The 16,565-nt window shown below is 68.2% G+C and carries 14 protein-coding genes; 6 read left to right on the top strand and 8 right to left on the bottom strand.

Annotated features, from left to right (window positions below; all coding sequences use genetic code 11):
* Nucleotides 1-10 precede the first annotated feature (10 nt).
* The 5 genes from RTY13_RS04570 to RTY13_RS04550 all read left to right on the top strand — a co-directional run bounded on the left by RTY13_RS04570 (nucleotide 11) and on the right by RTY13_RS04550 (nucleotide 4,649).
* Nucleotides 11-424: a hypothetical protein gene (locus RTY13_RS04570; protein ID WP_312781448.1), complete on the top strand. Its 414-nt coding sequence runs from the start codon at nucleotides 11-13 to the stop codon at nucleotides 422-424.
* Complete coding sequence (locus RTY13_RS04565) at nucleotides 421-819, top strand: hypothetical protein (RefSeq protein ID WP_312781446.1); 399 nt, start codon at nucleotides 421-423, stop codon at nucleotides 817-819. Before RTY13_RS04570 ends, RTY13_RS04565 begins: the two co-directional genes overlap by 4 nt.
* Complete coding sequence (pheT, locus tag RTY13_RS04560; RefSeq protein ID WP_312781444.1) at nucleotides 816-3,224, top strand: phenylalanine--tRNA ligase subunit beta; 2,409 nt, start codon at nucleotides 816-818, stop codon at nucleotides 3,222-3,224. The genes RTY13_RS04565 and pheT overlap by 4 nt, the downstream gene beginning before the upstream one ends.
* Before the next feature lie 5 nt (nucleotides 3,225-3,229).
* The gene (locus tag RTY13_RS04555) at nucleotides 3,230-3,778 is read left to right on the top strand and encodes a TIGR00645 family protein (protein ID WP_312781442.1); all 549 of its coding nucleotides are present in this window, start codon (nucleotides 3,230-3,232) and stop codon (nucleotides 3,776-3,778) included.
* Between the two features lie 247 nt (nucleotides 3,779-4,025).
* On the top strand, nucleotides 4,026-4,649 hold the full coding sequence (locus RTY13_RS04550) for an EipA family protein (protein WP_312781440.1): 624 nt from the start codon (nucleotides 4,026-4,028) through the stop codon (nucleotides 4,647-4,649).
* 160 nt (nucleotides 4,650-4,809) lie between these two features.
* On the opposite strand, the gene RTY13_RS04545 is transcribed toward RTY13_RS04550, so the two are convergent.
* From RTY13_RS04545 to glmS, 5 genes are all read right to left on the bottom strand, one after another.
* Nucleotides 4,810-5,700 (bottom strand): SDR family NAD(P)-dependent oxidoreductase, encoded by an 891-nt coding sequence (locus RTY13_RS04545; RefSeq protein WP_312781438.1) that lies wholly within the window; start codon nucleotides 5,698-5,700, stop codon nucleotides 4,810-4,812.
* Nucleotides 5,701-5,718: 18 nt separating this feature from the next.
* Nucleotides 5,719-6,942, bottom strand: coding sequence for an NAD-dependent epimerase/dehydratase family protein (locus RTY13_RS04540; RefSeq protein ID WP_312781436.1), 1,224 nt, complete (start codon nucleotides 6,940-6,942; stop codon nucleotides 5,719-5,721).
* A gap of 295 nt (nucleotides 6,943-7,237) precedes the next feature.
* A complete protein-coding gene (locus tag RTY13_RS04535) occupies nucleotides 7,238-7,666 on the bottom strand; it encodes an acetyltransferase (RefSeq protein ID WP_312781434.1) in 429 nt (142 codons plus the stop codon).
* Complete coding sequence (gene galU / locus RTY13_RS04530) at nucleotides 7,663-8,541, bottom strand: UTP--glucose-1-phosphate uridylyltransferase GalU (protein WP_312781432.1); 879 nt, start codon at nucleotides 8,539-8,541, stop codon at nucleotides 7,663-7,665. Before galU ends, RTY13_RS04535 begins: the two co-directional genes overlap by 4 nt.
* 229 nt (nucleotides 8,542-8,770) lie before the next feature.
* On the bottom strand, nucleotides 8,771-10,585 hold the full coding sequence (gene glmS / locus RTY13_RS04525; RefSeq protein ID WP_312781431.1) for a glutamine--fructose-6-phosphate transaminase (isomerizing): 1,815 nt from the start codon (nucleotides 10,583-10,585) through the stop codon (nucleotides 8,771-8,773).
* Nucleotides 10,586-10,776: 191 nt separating this feature from the next.
* On the opposite strand from glmS, the gene glmM reads away from it, so the two are divergent.
* The gene (glmM, locus tag RTY13_RS04520; protein WP_312781429.1) at nucleotides 10,777-12,129 is read left to right on the top strand and encodes a phosphoglucosamine mutase; all 1,353 of its coding nucleotides are present in this window, start codon (nucleotides 10,777-10,779) and stop codon (nucleotides 12,127-12,129) included.
* A 40-nt stretch (nucleotides 12,130-12,169) separates the two neighbouring features.
* Here glmM and RTY13_RS04515 read toward each other — a convergent pair whose 3' ends face one another.
* From RTY13_RS04515 to RTY13_RS04505, 3 genes are all read right to left on the bottom strand, one after another.
* On the bottom strand, nucleotides 12,170-13,456 hold the full coding sequence (locus RTY13_RS04515; protein WP_312781427.1) for a cystathionine gamma-synthase family protein: 1,287 nt from the start codon (nucleotides 13,454-13,456) through the stop codon (nucleotides 12,170-12,172).
* Nucleotides 13,457-13,574: 118 nt separating this feature from the next.
* The gene (locus tag RTY13_RS04510) at nucleotides 13,575-14,921 is read right to left on the bottom strand and encodes an FAD/NAD(P)-binding protein (protein WP_312781425.1); all 1,347 of its coding nucleotides are present in this window, start codon (nucleotides 14,919-14,921) and stop codon (nucleotides 13,575-13,577) included.
* A gap of 142 nt (nucleotides 14,922-15,063) precedes the next feature.
* Complete coding sequence (locus RTY13_RS04505; protein ID WP_312781423.1) at nucleotides 15,064-16,563, bottom strand: phosphomannomutase/phosphoglucomutase; 1,500 nt, start codon at nucleotides 16,561-16,563, stop codon at nucleotides 15,064-15,066.
* Between the last annotated feature and the right edge of the window lie 2 nt (nucleotides 16,564-16,565).

Below are 16,565 nucleotides of genomic sequence, written 5' to 3'. Positions count from 1 at the left end.
AGTTTTTGACATGACCGATCAGACCCAGATGTCCGCCGACGAGACGTTCGGCCGCGAGCTGGTGGCCCGCACAAACTTTGAGAAGGAGGCGGTCTGGCTGCCTTCTCTGGCCGTGCACCACATGAACGCCGGCCAGACCTTCATCGACGGCAAGACCTTCACCGATTGCCTGATCGAAGGGCCGGCGGTCATGGCCGTGATGAACGGCACCACCTTCGACAGCTGCAACATGGGCGTGGCGTCCGATCCGCGTACGCTGCTTTTGCAGCCGCTGGGCGACAAGATCGCCGGGGTTGTCGGCATGTCCAACTGCCGCTTCGTGCGCTGCCGCTTTGCCCAGGTAGGCTTCACGGGTTCGCCCGAGCTGCTGCAGCAGATCGAGGACGATCTTCTCAGCGCGCGCAACGGAGCCAGCCAGGCATGACTGATGTTAATGCGGGCTCGCTGGTCCTGGAACCGATTGGGCCGGGACCGACCTATAAGGCCGTCAACATCTGGCTGCCTCAACTCATCATGGAAGCTCTGCGCGCTGGCGGTCAGGCCGTCGAGAACCGGCGCTTCGAGGGCTGCCTGTTTGAGGGACCGGCCGTGATTCTGCCGCTGGAAGGTTGCGGCTTTGACGGGTGTGATCTGGGCGACGCCAAGGGCGATCCCCGCAGCCTCATGCTGGCGCCGCAGAGCGGAAGCCGCGTGGTTGGGCCGATCCCGTTCCGGAATTGCGAGTTTATCAACTGCCGTTTCCTGGGCGTCGGTTTCACCGGTTCGTCGGCCTTCCTTGATCAGATGACGGCCGCCATCAGCGGCGGAGCAGCCCAATGAAGTTCACGCTTTCCTGGCTGAAGGAGCACCTCGACACGACTGCCGAGGTCGAGCAGGTCGCCGCCGCCATGACCATGGCCGGGCTGGAGGTCGAGGAAGTCCACGACCCCATCGCGGCGCTTGCTCCCTTCACGGTCGCCAAGATCATCTCGGCCGAACGTCACCCCAACGCCGACCGACTGCAGGTCTGTCAGGTGGACACGGTGGACGGACGCAAGGAGATCGTCTGCGGCGCCCCCAATGCACGGCCCGGCCTGACCACGATCTACGCCCCGATCGGCGCCTATGTGCCGGGTCTGGGCGTGACCCTGGTGGAGAAGCCGGTGCGCGGCGTGGTGTCCCACGGCATGCTGTGCTCGGGCGCCGAGCTGGAGCTGGCGGACGACAGCGACGGGATCCTGGAGCTGTCGGACGAGCTGCAGGTCGGTCAGCCGGCCGCCGGCGTCTTCGGCGCCGAGCCGGTGATCGACTTCGAGGTGACGCCCAACCGTCCCGACTGGTTGGGCGTGGCGGGCATCGCCCGCGACCTGGCCGCTGCGGGTCTGGGCCGACTGACGACGCCCGAGATCACACCGGTCGCGGGCGGCTTCGCCTCGCCGATCACGGTGCGGATCGACACGCCGGACCTGTGCCCGGTCTTCGCCGGACGCGTGATCAGGGGCGTGCGGAACGGGCCGTCGCCGGCCTGGCTGCAGCACCGCCTGACCGCCATCGGCCTGCGCTCGATCAACAGGCTGGTCGATATCACCAACCTGATTTCCTACGACCGCGCCCGGCCCCTGCATGTCTATGACCTGGCCAAGCTGTCGGGCCAGACGATCGTTGTGCGCGGCGGCCTGGTCGCCGCCGACACCGGCGAGCACGAGCACCTGATCGCTCTGGACGGCAAGACCTATGCCGCCTCGCCCGCCGACTGCGTCATCGCCGACGCCGACGGCGAGCGTCCCATCGGCCTGGGCGGCGTCATGGGCGGCGAAAGCACCGGCTGCTCGGATGAGACGGTCGACGTCTTCGTCGAGAGCGCCTGGTTCGAGCCCCTGGCCATCGCCCAGACGGGACGGAGCCTGGGCATCAGCTCGGACGCCCAGTATCGCTTCGCGCGTGGTGTGGACACGGCCTCGGTCGTGCCGGGCCTGGAACTGGCGACGCAGATGATCCTGGACCTGTGCGGGGGCGAGCCGTCCGAGGTCACGGTGACGGGTCAGGCCCCGGCGGCGCCCGAAGGCTTCGCCTTCGATCCCGCCTATGTGAAGCGCCTGTCGGGCCTCAGCCTGAGCGACGATCGCATCTTTGAGATCCTGTCTGCCCTGGGTTTCACCGTCATGCGCGGTTCGCCCTGGACCGTGGTGCCGCCGTCGTGGCGTCGCGATGTCGAGGGCCCGGCGGATCTGGTGGAGGAGGTGGCGCGCATCGAGGGCTTCGACGCCCTGCCGAACACGCCCCTGCCCGAGGTCGCCCGCGCCCCTGGCGGCGTGCTGAACCCGCGTCAGGCCCGCGTCCGCACGGCCCGTCGCGCCCTGGCTGCCCTAGGCTATGCCGAGGCCGTGACCTGGTCCTTCACCAAGCAGTCTACCGCCGTCCTGTTCGGCGGCGGAGACGAGCGCCTGGTGCTGGAGAACCCCATCGCGGCGGATCTCGACTGCATGCGGCCGTCGGTCCTGCCCAACCTGATCCAGGCGGCGGCGCGCAACGCCGCGCGCGGCCATGCCGACGCAGCCTTGTTCGAGGTCGGCCCCATCTATCTGAACGATCAGCCCAACGGTCAGCGCACCATCATCGCCGGCCTGATCGCGCCCCACCCCGACCGCCACTGGGGCGGCGCGGGAGAGGACGCCCTGTTCGGCATCAAGGCCGACCTGTTCGCCCTGCTGGAAGAGATCGGCGCGCCGGTCGCCTCGCTGCAGCTGGCGCAGGGCTCGAACCAGGCCTGGTGGCACCCCGGCCGTTCGGCCCGCCTGCAACTGGGGCCCAAGAACGTCATCGTCGAGTTCGGCGCCCTGCACCCGCGCGTGCTCAAGGCCCTGGACGCCGACGGCCCCATGCTGGCCTTCGAGATCATTCTCGACTCGGTGCCCGAACCGCGTGGAAAAGGCGGCAAGGCGCGTGGCGCGGCGGACCTGCCGAACCTGATGCCGCTGAGCCGCGACTTCGCCTTCCTGATGGACGAGGCCAAGGCCGTCGGCGATCTGACCCGCGCCGTCGTCGGCGCTGACAAGGCCCTGATCGCCGAGGTGCGCGTCTTCGACGTCTATCGCGGCCAGGGCGTGCCCGAAGGTCAGAAGTCGGTCGCGATCGAGGTCGAGATCCAGCCGCGCGCCGCCACCCTGGCCGAGGCCGAGATCGAGGCCCTGACGGCCAAGGTCGTCGCCGCCGCGGCCAAGGCCGGCGCGGTCCTGCGGAGCTGACGGCGATGGCGAAGAAGCCCTGGGCCGAGGTGCAGTTCGAGCGCAGCCTGTTCCGCGCTCGCTGGCTGATGGCTCCCTTCTATCTGGGACTGGTCCTGGCCCTGGTCATGCTGCTCGTCGTCTTTGTGCGCGAGCTGATCTACTATCTGCCTCAGGCCTTCGTCGTCGGCGAGGGCCATATGAAGTCGGACGGGGCCATCCTGGCCATCCTCAGCCTGGTGGACCTGTCCCTGGCGGGCAATCTGCTGCTGATCGTCATCTATTCCGGCTATGAGAACTTCGTCTCCAAGCTGGATCTGGACGAGGATCATGTGGATCGGCCGCCGTGGATGGGCTCGGTCGACTTCTCGGGGCTGAAGATGAAGCTGATCGCCTCCATCGTGGCGATCTCGGCCATCTATCTGCTCAAGAGCTTCATGAATATCGGCAAGCCCGGCTATCCGCTGGACGAGGCGGGACTGATGTGGGCGGTGATCATCCACCTGACCTTCGTGGCCTCGGGCGTCCTGCTCGCGGTCATGGACTGGGTCGCGGCCAAGACCGACAAACACTAGGGCTTCGCCCTAGTGTTTTCTTTTTTTGGGGCCTACCGCGCTTAGCGCTGCTTGAGGCCCGTGATGCTGGGCCCGCTGCGGTGCTATGGGCCAAGGCGTTCTGACGAAGCCTTGATCGGGTCGGGCGGCGTTGAATAAGGCCAAGCAAGGTTCGGTTAACCTTACAGCCCCAAGGCTGCCGCAAAAGACACGGACGGTAGGCCAAGCCCGCGACGATGGGCGCCCGTCCTCTGTCAGGAGCCTGACCATGCATCGCCGCCAACTGATCCGCACCAGCCTTGGTCTCGCCGCCGCCGGCGCCCTGCCCGTGGGCCTCGGCGCCTGCGCCTCGACGCGCCAGCCGACCGATCCCAACTATCCGATCGCTTCGGATCAGACGGCCCAAGCCTATACCTTCGAGGAACTGGTCGCCGCCGGTTCGCGTGAAATGGGCATCGCCGCCGAGGCCATGGGCTCGGCCATCGAGCGCATCTTCGCCGAACAGGGCGACCGCCCGACCGCCTATATCGCTGGCGAGGAGGCCGCCGGGGCCGCCGTGGTGGGCGTGCGCTATGGTCGCGGCGCTCTGCACATGAAGGACCTGTCGGCCTCGCAGGAGGTCTTCTGGCAGGGGGCCTCGGTCGGTTGGGATGTCGGCGGCAACGCGAGCCGGGTCTTCACCCTGGTCTACGGCCTCTATCACCCCGACATGCTCTATCGTCGCTATCCGGGCGTCGAGGGCTCGGCCTATCTGGTCGCCGGTCTGGGCGTGAACTATCAGCGCGCCGACGGCATCGTCCTGGCCCCGATCCGCACCGGCGTCGGCCTGCGTCTGGGCGCCAATGTCGGCACCATGAGCTACAGCCGCCAGCGGAACATTCTGCCTTTCTGATACTAAGAAGGAAGGGGCGCTAACGCTCGGCCCGCGGGGCCTCGCTGCTTGAGCGCAGGCTCCTCCTCCGTCATCCCGGAAGCCCACTAGGGCTATCCGGGACCGCAGGAAGCTCAGTTGCTGAATGTCGCGCTCTTGGCGGTCCCGGCTCTTCGCTTCGCTACGGCCGGGATGACGAAGAAATCAGTGCTTCCAGCCCTTCGCGCCAGGTCGAATACTTCGGCCGCCAGCCCAACTCGGCCTTGGCGCGGGCGTTCGAGAGGCGCTTGGAGTCGTTGTAGAAGCGGCGCATGGCGTCCGACACCGACGGGTCGTCCAAGCTGACCTCGGGCGGCAGGGGCAGGCCGAGGCGCGCCGCCGCCCCCCTGATCACCACATCCGCCGCCGCCGGTTCGTCGTCGGCCAGGGTGTAGGCGCGGCCGGGATGCGGGCGGGCCATGGAGGCGAAGAAGCCAGCGACGGCGTCCTCGACATGGATGCGGTTGAAGACCTGGCCGGGCTTCTTCACCAGCCGGGCGGTGCCGTCTCGTAAACGGTCCAGCGGCGAGCGGCCCGGCCCGTAGATGGCGGGCAGGCGAAAGATTTGCACCGTCAGCCCCATGCCGCGCCCGGCGTCCAGCCAGTCCTGCTCGGCCCGCACCCGCCGAGCGCCTTCCAGACTGGCGGCGTTCAGCTCGTCGTCCTCGAAGGCCCAGCCGCCCGCCCGGTCGCCATAGACGGCGGTGGAGGAGACATAGCCGATCCAGTCGGGATAGGCGCCCGAGGCTGTGATGGCCGGGATCAGGGCCTTCAGGCCGGGACAGCCGGCGCCGTCGGGCGCGGCGGTGATCAGGATGGCCGAGGCCTCGGCGACGGCGACCTGCAAGGCGTGGGCGTCAGCGGGATCGAGCGCGACGACGCCCGCCGCCGTCAGCTCTGCGCGGCGCGCCTGATCACGCGAGGTGGCCAGGGCGCGCCCGCCCCGCCGGATCGCCTCGCGCGCCGCCGCAAGCCCCAGATAGCCGCCGCCGAAGACCAGAAGCGAAGGGGCGGCGGGGGCAGGCTGGGTCATGGCGGTCCGGTCAGGCGATCAGGCGGTCTTGGCGACGGCGGGGGCGGCGTCCGTCCCTTGAGATTGCAGCGCTTCGGCGCGCTTGCCGTTCCAGCTGGAGACGCAGGGAATCTTGGCCCGGTCGGCGCGGTCGGCGTAGCGGCGGGCGATGTCGGTGACGTCGGCCATCAGCCCTTCGGCCAGGGTGATGGGCTTCAGGCCCAGATCGCGGAACTGGTCATTGGCGACGACCAGTTCGTTCTCGTCGGCCTCCTGACGGGGATTGGCGACGTTGTGAACCTCGGCGCCGGTCATGTCGGCCACCATCTGCGCCAGATCGCGCACGCGGCGGCTCTCGGTCATCTGGTTCAGGATCTTGACCCGGTCGCCTGACTTCGGCGGGTTCTTCAGCGCCAGTTCGACGCAGCGCACCGTGTCCTGGATGTGGATGAAGGCCCGTGTCTGACCGCCCGAGCCGTGCACCGTCAGCGGATAACCCAGCGCGCCCTGCATCAGGAAGCGGTTCAGCACCGTGCCGTAGTCGCCGTCATAGTCGAAGCGGTTGATCAGGCGCTCATCCTGACGGGTCTCCTCGGTCTGGGCGCCCCAGACGATGCCCTGGTGCAGGTCGGTGATCCGCAGGGCGTCGTTGCGGGCGTAGAACTGGAACAGCAGGGCGTCCTGGGTCTTGGTCATGTGATAGATGCTGCCCGGATTGGGCGGGAACAGGATCTCCTGCTCGGTCGGACCGTGGTCGGTGTCGACCGTGACCTTCAGATAGCCTTCGGGGATGCGCAGACCGGCGGTGGTGTAGCCATAGACCCCCATGGTCCCCAGGTGGGCCAGGTGGACGTCCCGCCCGCTTTCGACGATGGCCGCCAGCAGGTGGTGGGTGGCGTTCAGGTTGTTGTCGACGGTGTAGAGCTTGTGCCGGGCCGACTTCATCGAATAGGGGGCGGCGCGCTGCTCGGCGAAGTGGACGACGCCGTCGGGCGCCCAGTCCTTGATCAGGGCGACCAGGCGGTCGAACTCTTGGCCCACTGTCAGGTTGACGAAGTCGATGGTGCGGCCCGAGACCTCTTTCCACGCGGTGATGCGTTCGCCCATGGTGCGGATGGGGGTCAGGGACTGGACCTCCAGCTCATTGTCGATATTGCGACGGCTGAGGTTGTCGACGATCAGTACCTCCCAGCCGCGCGCCGACAGGTGCAGGGCCGTGGGCCAGCCGCAGAAGCCGTCGCCGCCCAGGATCATCACGCGCATCAGTCGAACCCTCGTATCAACGTCCTGTAATGCCTAGCCGAACGCGCGCGGGGGTGAAAGCGCGGCGCTTGGGTGCGGACCGGCGCGGATCGAAAAAAACAGAGTCTAAAGAGTCTAATTGGTCTGAAATTCAGCGAATGGGATCAGGGGGTTGTCCCGGCCAGGAGAGCATCGCGCGGGGCGAAGGGATGGCGCGATAATGAGCGTCGGGATGGCCCAAGGCCGCTTATTTTCAGGGATTGGCGGGCCTCGATGTGACGGCGTCCGCGCTTTCTTGCACCGGCTGGCCGCTCTATCAGCCCAGGGCCATGAGGATCAGCGGATAGGGACGGCCCGCGTCGTCGGTTTCGGCGCGGCCCACGGCCTTGAAGCCCAGGCGCTCGTAGAAGGCGCGGGCGCCGGGATTGTCCTCATTGACGCTGAGGCGGCGGGCGCCCAGCGACAGGGCGTGATCGACCAGGTGGCGCCCGACGCCGGAGCGGTGCAGGCGAGGGTCCACGAAGAGGGCCGCCAGCTCGTCGCCGGAAAGGCCGAGGAAGGCGACCGGCCTTCCGTCCTGGTCCCAGGCCCAGAGGTTCGGGTCGCCGCTGTTCAGCCAGGCGGCGACATCGGTCTCGATGGCGTCTACCGCGTCGGGTGTCAGGAAATGGTGCGTCGCTTCGACCGCGCGCCGCCAGACCCTTGTCAGGGCCGGGGCGTCGGCAGGCGTCGCGGGTCGGATCACAGCAGGCTTTCGAGCGCCGAGCGGGCGGCGTCCTTCAGGTCGGGCCGCTTCAGGGCCAGGGCGAGGTTGGCGCGCAGCAGGCCGATCTTGTCGCCGCAGTCGTGGGTGACGCCTTCGTACTCGTAGGCGGTGAAGGTCTGGGTCTTCATCAGCCGGTCCATGGCGTCGGTCAGCTGGATCTCGCCGCCGGCGCCGCTTTCCTGGGTCTCCAGCAGGTCGAAGATTTCCGGCTGCAGGATGTAGCGGCCCGAGATCGACATATTGGACGGGGCCGTGCCCTGTTTCGGCTTCTCAACCATGCCCTTCATGGCGAAGCGGCGGCCGTCGCGGCTCGACGGATCGACGATGCCGTACTTGTGGGTCTCGGATTCGGGCACGGCTTCGACGCCGATGACGTTTCCGCCGACCTCGGCGTAGAGGTCCGCCAGCTGCTTCAGGGCGCCGGGCTGAGAATCGACGATGACATCGGGCAGGATGACGGCGAAGGGCTCATGGCCGATGATGTCTCGGGCGCACCAGACGGCGTGGCCCAGGCCCTTGGGCTGCATCTGGCGGGTGAAGCTCATCTCGCCGGCGGTGGCCAGCTCGGCATTCATGGCCGCCAGGATCTCGGTCTTGCCCTTGGCCGCCAGTTGGGCCTCCAGCTCGATCTGGTGGTCGAAATAGTCCTCGATGGCCTGCTTGGCGCGGCCGGTGACGAAGACGATGTGCTCGATCCCGGCTTCGCGCGCCTCCTCGACGATGTAGGACAGGATCGGCCGATCGACGACGTTCAGCAGCTCCTTGGGCGTGGTCTTGGTGCCGGGCAGGACACGGGTGCCCAGGCCGGCCACGGGAAGAACCGCCTTGCGAAGGCGCGCGGGGGAAGTCGTCATCAGTCGTCCTGAAACAGCCGTTGGGCGCCTGTCATAGGCGCAAACCGTGACCGTTCCAAACGAGGGTCGGGCTGACAGGTTTCAATTTTCCTCCCTGTCGCGAAGCTATGGGGAGGTGGCGCGGCGCCGAAGGCGGCGTGACGGAGGGGGCGGCTCGACGACTAACGGCGGCGTCGCCCTCTCCACCACTTCGTGGTCGCCCTCCCCATGTAATGGGGAGGAAAGAAGGTCACTCCACCGTGACCGACTTGGCCAGGTTGCGCGGCTGGTCGACGTCCGTGCCCTTCTGGACGGCGGTGTAATAGGCCAGCAGCTGCACCGGCACGGCATAGACCAGGGGCGCGATCAGGGGGTGGCAGTCGGGGGCGTCGACGCGGCGGATGCCGGCGCCGTGCGGGGCGGGCGCGCTCGCAGGGGCGATCATGACCACAGGACCGCCGCGCGCGGCGACTTCCTGCAGGTTGGAGGCGGTCTTCTCATAGACCTCGTCCAGCGGGGCCAGGGCGATGATCGGGGTCTTCTCGTCCACCAGGGCGATGGGGCCGTGCTTCAGCTCGCCGGCGGCATAGCCCTCGGCGTGGATGTAGCTGATCTCCTTCAGCTTCAGCGCGCCCTCCATGGCCAGGGGGAACATGGCGCCCCGGCCGAGGAAGAGGACGTCGGTCGCCTTGGCCAGATCATGGGCGACGGCGCGGATCTGGCCGTCCATCTGCAGGGCCTCGGCGATCAGGCGCGGGGCCTCGAACAGGGCCTTCACCAGTTCGGCTTCGCGCGTCGCGTCGATCTTGCCGCGCGCCACGCCGGCGGCGACGGCCAGGGCCAGCAGGGCCGAAACTTGCGCGGTGAAGGCCTTGGTCGAGGCGACGCCGATCTCCGGCCCGGCGTGGGTCGGCCACAGGACCTCGGCCTCGCGCGCCATGGAGGAGGTGTGGACGTTGACGACGGCGGCGGTCTTCAGGCCCTGGGCCTTGCACCAGGTCAGGCTGGCCAGGGTGTCGGCGGTCTCGCCCGACTGGCTGACGGCCACGGCCACCGTGCCCGGTGTCAGGGCCGGCGAGCGGTAGCGGAACTCGGACGCGATCTCGACGTCGCAGGGCAGGCCCGCATACTTCTCGAAGGCGTATTTGCCGATCTGGCCGGCGTAGAAGGCGGTGCCGCAGGCGATGATCTGGATGCGGTCAACGGCGGCGAAGTCGATCGCCTGCGGCTTGGCCGCGCCGGTCACCAGGTCGAGGTATTCCGACAAGGTGTGCTGGACGCTGTCGGGCTGTTCGTGGACTTCCTTCTCCATGAAGTGGCGATAGGCGCCCTTTTCAACCATGGCCGAAGAGGCCGAGACCTGCACGACGGCGCGGTCGGCCGGATGGCCCGAGGCGTCGAACATGCGCGCGCCGCTGCGGGTCATGGCGACGTAGTCGCCCTCCTCCAGATAGGATATCTTCTGGGTGAAGGGGCCGACGGCCAGGGCGTCCGAGCCCAGATACATCTCGCCCTCGCCCCAGCCGACGACCAGGGGGCTGCCGCGACGCGCGCCCAGGATCAGTTCATCCTCGCCCTCAATCAGGACGGCCAGGGCGTAGGCGCCGGTCAGCCGATCCAGCGTCGCCTTGAAGGCGTCCAGCGGGGCGAGGCCTGCGGTCAGCTTGTGATCCAGCAGATGGGCCACGACCTCGGTGTCGGTCTGGCTCTCGAAGACGCGGCCCTCGGCCTCCAGCTCGGCCTTCAGCTCGGCGAAGTTCTCGATGATGCCGTTGTGGACCAGGCAGACGCGGCCGGCCTTGTGCGGGTGGGCGTTGGTCGTGGTCGGGGCGCCGTGGGTGGCCCAGCGAGTGTGGCCGATGCCGATGGTCCCGGCCAGGGGATCGGCGGCCAGAACGGCCTCCAGTTCACGGATCTTGCCCTTGGCGCGACGGCGCTCGATGCGGCCGTCAACGACGGCGGCGATGCCGGCGGAATCATAGCCGCGGTATTCCAGCCGCTTCAGGCTGTCGATCAGACGGGGAACGACGGCGCCTGCGCCCGTGATGCCGATGATGCCGCACATAGGATCTGCTCCGGTGAAGGGGCCGGGCGGTCGCGCTTTGCGCGACGCCGCCGTAAGAGGTAAGCGAGAGGGTTCCGCCCGTCCCGCCCTTTGAGTTTCGTCTAGGGGAAGCGTGGGCCGGCGACATCAAAAAATGGGTTTCGGAAGGTTTCTTTGCAAACCGCCCGGGCCGCCAGCGAAGGACGACGCCCTTGGGCGAGAGAAAATACTTCGGCACCGACGGCATTCGCGGCCGGGCCAACACCCACCCGATGACGGCCGAGGTCGCCCTGCGCGTGGGTCTGGCGGCGGGCAAGCTGTTCCGCACCGACGACGACCGCCGCCATCTGGTGGTGATCGGCAAGGACACGCGTTTGTCCGGCTACATGATCGAGCCGGCGCTCGTGGCCGGTCTGGCCAGCGTCGGCATGGACGTGCGCACCTTCGGCCCCCTGCCGACGCCGGGGGTGGCCATGATGACGCGCTCGATGCGGGCCGACCTGGGCATCATGATCTCGGCCTCGCACAACGACTATGCGGACAACGGCATCAAGCTGTTCGGGCCGGACGGCTACAAGCTGTCGGACGAGATCGAGCTGAAGATCGAGGCCATGATGGACGAGGGGCTGGATCAGGATCTGGCGCCCGCCAACAAGCTGGGCCGGGTCAAGCGCATCGACGACGCCCCGCCGCGCTATATCGAGATCGCCAAGTCGGCCTTCCCCAAGCGGCTCAGCCTCAAGGGGCTGCGCATCGCCATCGACTGCGCCAACGGCGCCGGCTACCGCGTGGCGCCGACTACCCTCTATGAGCTGGGGGCCGAGGTCTTCCCCGTCGGCGTCGAGCCGAACGGCCTGAACATCAACGCCGAGTGCGGCTCGACCCATCCCGAGACCGTGTCCGAGGCGGTCAAACGCTACCGCTGCGACATCGGCATCGCTCTGGACGGCGACGCCGACCGGGTCATCATCTGCGACGAAAAGGGCCATGTGGTCGACGGCGACCAGATCATGGCCCTGATCGGTCTGGACTGGGCCAAGCGCGGCCGCCTGAACGGCAAGGGGGTGGTCGCCACCGTCATGTCCAACCTGGGGCTGGAGCGGAAGCTGAAGTCCGAGGGGTTGACGCTGGAGCGCACCAAGGTCGGCGACCGCTACGTCATGGAGCGGATGCGCGCTGGCGGCTTCAACATCGGCGGCGAGCAGTCGGGCCACATCATCCTGAAGGACCACGCCACGACCGGCGACGGCCTGATGGCGGCGCTGCAGGTGCTGGCCGTTCTGGTCGAGACCGGCGTGCCGATGAGCGATCTGGCGCGCCAGTTCGAGCCGGTGCCGCAACTGCTGCAGAATGTGCGCTACACCGCCGGCAAGCCGCTGGAGGACGCCAAGGTCAAGGCCGCCATGGCCGAGGCGGAAGCCGCCCTGAACGGCTCGGGCCGTCTGCTGGTGCGTCCGTCCGGCACGGAAAAGCTGATCCGCGTCATGGCCGAGGGCGACGACGAGGCCCTGGTCAAGCGCGTGGTCGCCGACGTCTCGGCGGCGGTGAAGGCGGCGGGTCAGTAAGGGTTCGGCGGGCGCCGCGAACGGCGCCCGCCTGTTTGCCTCAGATGGCGGACAGGGCCTGATCCAGATCGGCCCACAGGTCCTCGACGTTCTCGATGCCGACCGATAGGCGCACCAGGTTGTCGCCGATGCCGCTGCGTTGTTTCGCCTCGGCGGTGTAGTCCGAGTGGGTCATGCTGGACGGGTGCGAGGCCAGGCTCTCGGCGCCGCCCAGGCTGACCGCCAGCTTGAACAGCCGCAGGGCGTTCAGCATGCGGAAGGCCTCGGCCTCGCCGCCCGGCAGCTCCAGCGAGAAGGTCGAGCCCGAACCCTTGCACTGGGCCGCGAAGATGGCCTGTTGTTCGGGCGAGGCGTCCGGCCCGCCGGCGGTCAGGACGGCGCTGACGCGCGGATCGGCGCGCAGGCGCTCGGCCAGGATCAGGGCGTTTTCTTGCGCCCGCTCCATGCGGATGTGCAGGGTCTCCAGGCTGCGCAGCAGCAGCCAGGCCGTGTGCGGATCGGTGTTGGTGCCGCAGATGGTGCGCATCTCGCCGACGCGCGCCATCAGGTCGGCTGCGCCCATGCAGCCGCCGGCGATCAGGTCGGAGTGGCCGCCGACATACTTGGTCAGGGAGTAGAGGACGAGATCGGCGCCCAGCTCCAGCGGGCTCTGCCACAGGGGGCCGAGGAAGGTGTTGTCGACCGCCACGATCGGGCGCTCGGCCTGATCCACGGCCTTGGCTCCAGCCACGGCGCGGGCGATGTCGACCAGTTGATTGGTCGGGTTGGCCGGGGTCTCCAGATAGACGGCGGCGAGGCGTCCGCCCGTCGTCTTCGCCTGAGCCGCTGCTGCGATCATGGCGGCGTCCATGGCGTCGGCGCCTTCGGCGGCGGGCACGCTGATCGCCTTTACGCCGTAGCGGGGCAGGATGCGATCGAACAGGTATTCAGTGCCGCCGTAGGCCGGCGCCGTATAGAGGATGACGTCGCCGGGTCGCACCATGGCCAGCATGGCGGTCGAGATGGCGGCCATGCCGGTCGAGAAGACCAGGGCCTTGTCGGCCTTGTCCCAGACGGCCAGGCGATCCTCGAGGATTTCCAGATTGGGGTTGTTGATGCGTGAATAGATCAGGCCGAGGGCCTCGTCCGGGTCGCGCTGACGCAGGCCATAGGCAACCTCGAAGAAGCGCTTGCCGTCCTCGGCCGACTTGAAGACGAAGGTGGACGACTGGAACAGGGGGGCCTTGATCGCGCCTTCCGACAGGGCGGGATCATAGCCATAGCCCATCATCAGGGTTTCAGGCGCGAGGGTGCGGTCCCCGAGAACGCGGGTGCGGTGACGGTTCATTTTTTTGTTTCCTCTCCTGAGCCGGTGATAGCCGACCCGAGAAAGGCCCGCCAGACGCCAGATCATTAAGGAGATGCCGCAGTCTGTTGCAGTTTTTAACCGTCGCCCGAACGGTGGGTCAGGCCGTCAGGGTCTGGATCAGTTGCTCGATGCGCTGGCGGATGTCGGGCACGGCGATGGTTTCCCAGAAGGCGGCGCGGGCGGGCGGGCCGAGGAGGTAGAGGTCCGGGTCCAGCGTCCCGTCGGCGCGGCGGACGCGACCGTCCGGGTCCAGATCGAGGCCCAGCCTCAGCGGATCGAGGCGCGCGCGCCCTTCGGCGATCAGGGCGGCCGTCAAAGGCGTCGTCGCCGCGTCATGGCCGGGGCCGGTGCAGTCGATCAGCCAGGACGCGGACAGGGTCTGTTCAGCGTGGTTCGCGGTTAGACGCACCGTGACGCGGTCCGCCGAGGGTTCGATCCCGAGAACGCGTCCGGCGCGGACCGTCAGTCGGTCTTCATGGATGAGCTGGTCCAGTTCGGCGGCGATCTCGGGCGCGATGCGGTGGCGATGGACGTCCCACCACGGGCGCAGGCGGCGCAGGAAGCGGGCGCGTTCGGCCTCGGTCGCCGCCTGCCACAGCTCCAGGGTGATCGGCCGATAGCCTTCCATGACCCGTCGCCAGCCATGGGTTCGCGCCAGTCGCCGCGCGACGGCGAGGCGGCGGGACAGGGGGCCGGTCAGGGCCTCGGGCGGTAGGGCGACCGGGGCGTCGTGATGCTCGCCGTGGGCGCGGGGCAGGAGGCCGCGACGCGACATCGCCGTCGCCCGACCGCGCCAGCCCTGACTGGAAAGCGTCAGCAGGACATCGACCATGGTCAGGCCCGTCCCGAGGATCAGGACGTTGTCGTCGGGCCGGATCGGCGTCAGGGCGTCGGGCGTCCAGGGGTTGGCGATGATGCGGCCGTCTTCGCCGGCGGGGGTCGTGCGCGGCGCCGGGTTGCCGGTGGCCAGGACCACGGCGCGCCCTTCGATCCGCTCTCCCGTGGACAGGATGGCGGAGCGTCCCTCGACGGCGATGGCGGCGCCGGTCACGCGGCGGATCAGACCGGGATGCGTCGCCTCGACCGCCGCCAGACGGTCGCGGACATAGAGGCCGTAGAGGCGGCGGGGGGCGAAGCCGTTGGCGTCGGCCTGACCGGGGTGGCGGGCCGTCAGCCAGTCAACGAAGTCGGCGGGGCGGTCGACGACGGCGCTCATCCGTTCGGCGCGGACGTTCAGGCGATGGGCGTCATTGGGGGTGGAATAGGCCACGCCCGGACCGAAGGCGTCGCCGCGTTCGATCAGGGCCGAGGCCTGTCCCCGTTCGGCCAGGCGTGCGGCCAGCATGGCCCCGGAAAAGCCGCCGCCGACGATGACCACGGGGAGGGGGGAGGCGGCGTCATTCATCGCTTCACCTCGCCCGAGGCGGGGGGAGAGGTCAATCATGGAGCTTTCCTCCCCACGTGTGGGGAGGGGGACCACGGAGTGGTGGAGGGGGCGACGCAGGAGGCAGCCGCCGAGTCGCCCCCTCCGTCACATCGGCTGCGCCGCCGCGCCACCTCCCCATGAAATGGGGAGGAAAGAGGCATCAGATTTCCTGGTTGAAGGCGCCGATTTCGGGGTGAGCGGCCAGACGGGGCTTCACCTCCTTGCGGAAAAGGTCGCGCATGTCGTCGGCCGAGCGCATGCTCTCGACCACCACCACCAGCTCCGGCTTGTTGGAGGAGGCGCGGACCAGGACCCAGGAGCCGTCCTCCAGGTGGACGCGCACGCCGTTGACGGTGATGGCTTCGACGATCCTGCGGCCCAGGATCGAGCCGCCGGAGGCCGCCAGGTCCTCGTATTCCTTCACGATCTTCGCCAGGACGTCATACTTCAGCTCGTCGTCGCAGTGCGGCGACATGGTCAGGCTGGTCCAGGCGTCGGGCAGGGCCGATTTCAGTTCCGACAGCGACTTGCCGGGGTTGCGGTCCAGCATGGCCAGAACGGCGCCAGCGGCGACCAGGCCGTCGTCATAGCCGTGGCCCAGATCGCCTGAGAGGAAGAAGTGGCCCGACTTCTCGAACCCGGCCAGGGCGCCCAGCTCGGCGGTCTTGCGCTTGATGTAGGAGTGGCCGGTCTTCCAGTAGACGGTCTCGGCGCCGTTGGCTTTCAGCACTTCGTCGGTCTTGTAGAGGCCGGTCGACTTCACATCGACGACGAAGGTGGCGTTGGGATGCAGGGCCGAGAGGTCGCGGGCCAGCATCAGGCCGATCTTGTCGGCGAAGATCTCTTCGCCGGTATTGTCCACCACGCCGCAGCGGTCGCCGTCGCCGTCGAAGCCCAAAGCCAAGTCGGCGCCGGTTTCCTTCACCTTGTCCGCCATCGCCACCAGCATGACGTGGTCTTCGGGGTTCGGATTATACTTGGGGAAGGTCCAGTCGAGGTCGGTGTCCATCTCGATCACCTCGCAGCCCATCAGGCGCAGGGCCTCGGGGGCGAAGGCGCCGGCGGTGCCGTTGCCGCAGGCGGCCACGACCTTGAGCGGACGGGACAGTTTCAGCTTGGAGGCGACGTCCTTGATGTAGGTGTCGCGGAAGCCCTCGACGCGTTCGACGCGACCGCCGGGGCGGGCCACACCCTCGCCGTTGAGGACGATCTCCTTCAGCCGGGTCATCTCGTCGGGGCCAAACGTGAGCGGCGTCTGGGCCCCCATCTTGACGCCGGTCCAGCCGTTCTCGTTGTGGCTGGCCGTGACCATGGCCACGCAGGGGCAGTCCAGGGCGAACTGGGCGTAATAGGCCATGGGCGACAGGGCCAGGCCGATGTCGACCACCTCCATGCCCCCTTCCAGCAGGCCGAGGATCAGGGCCTGCTTCACCGACAGGGAGTAGGAACGGAAGTCATGGCCGACGGCGATGCGCGGACGCACGCCGATCTCGTAGGCATAGGTGGCCAGGCCGAGGCCGAGCGCCTGGATGCCCAGAAGGTTGATTTCCTTCTCCAGAATCCAGCGGGCGTCGTACTCGCGGAAGCCGGTCGGTTTCACCAGGGGGAGGGTTTCATACTCCGCCGTATTGGGGCGGATGTCCTGGCGTGGTTTCGACATGG

The organism is Brevundimonas sp., assembly GCF_032055285.1.
Taxonomy (GTDB): Bacteria; Pseudomonadota; Alphaproteobacteria; order Caulobacterales; family Caulobacteraceae; genus Brevundimonas.
The sequence above is the reverse complement of the archived record's forward strand: the minus strand, read 5'-3'. Positions and strand labels throughout refer to the sequence as shown.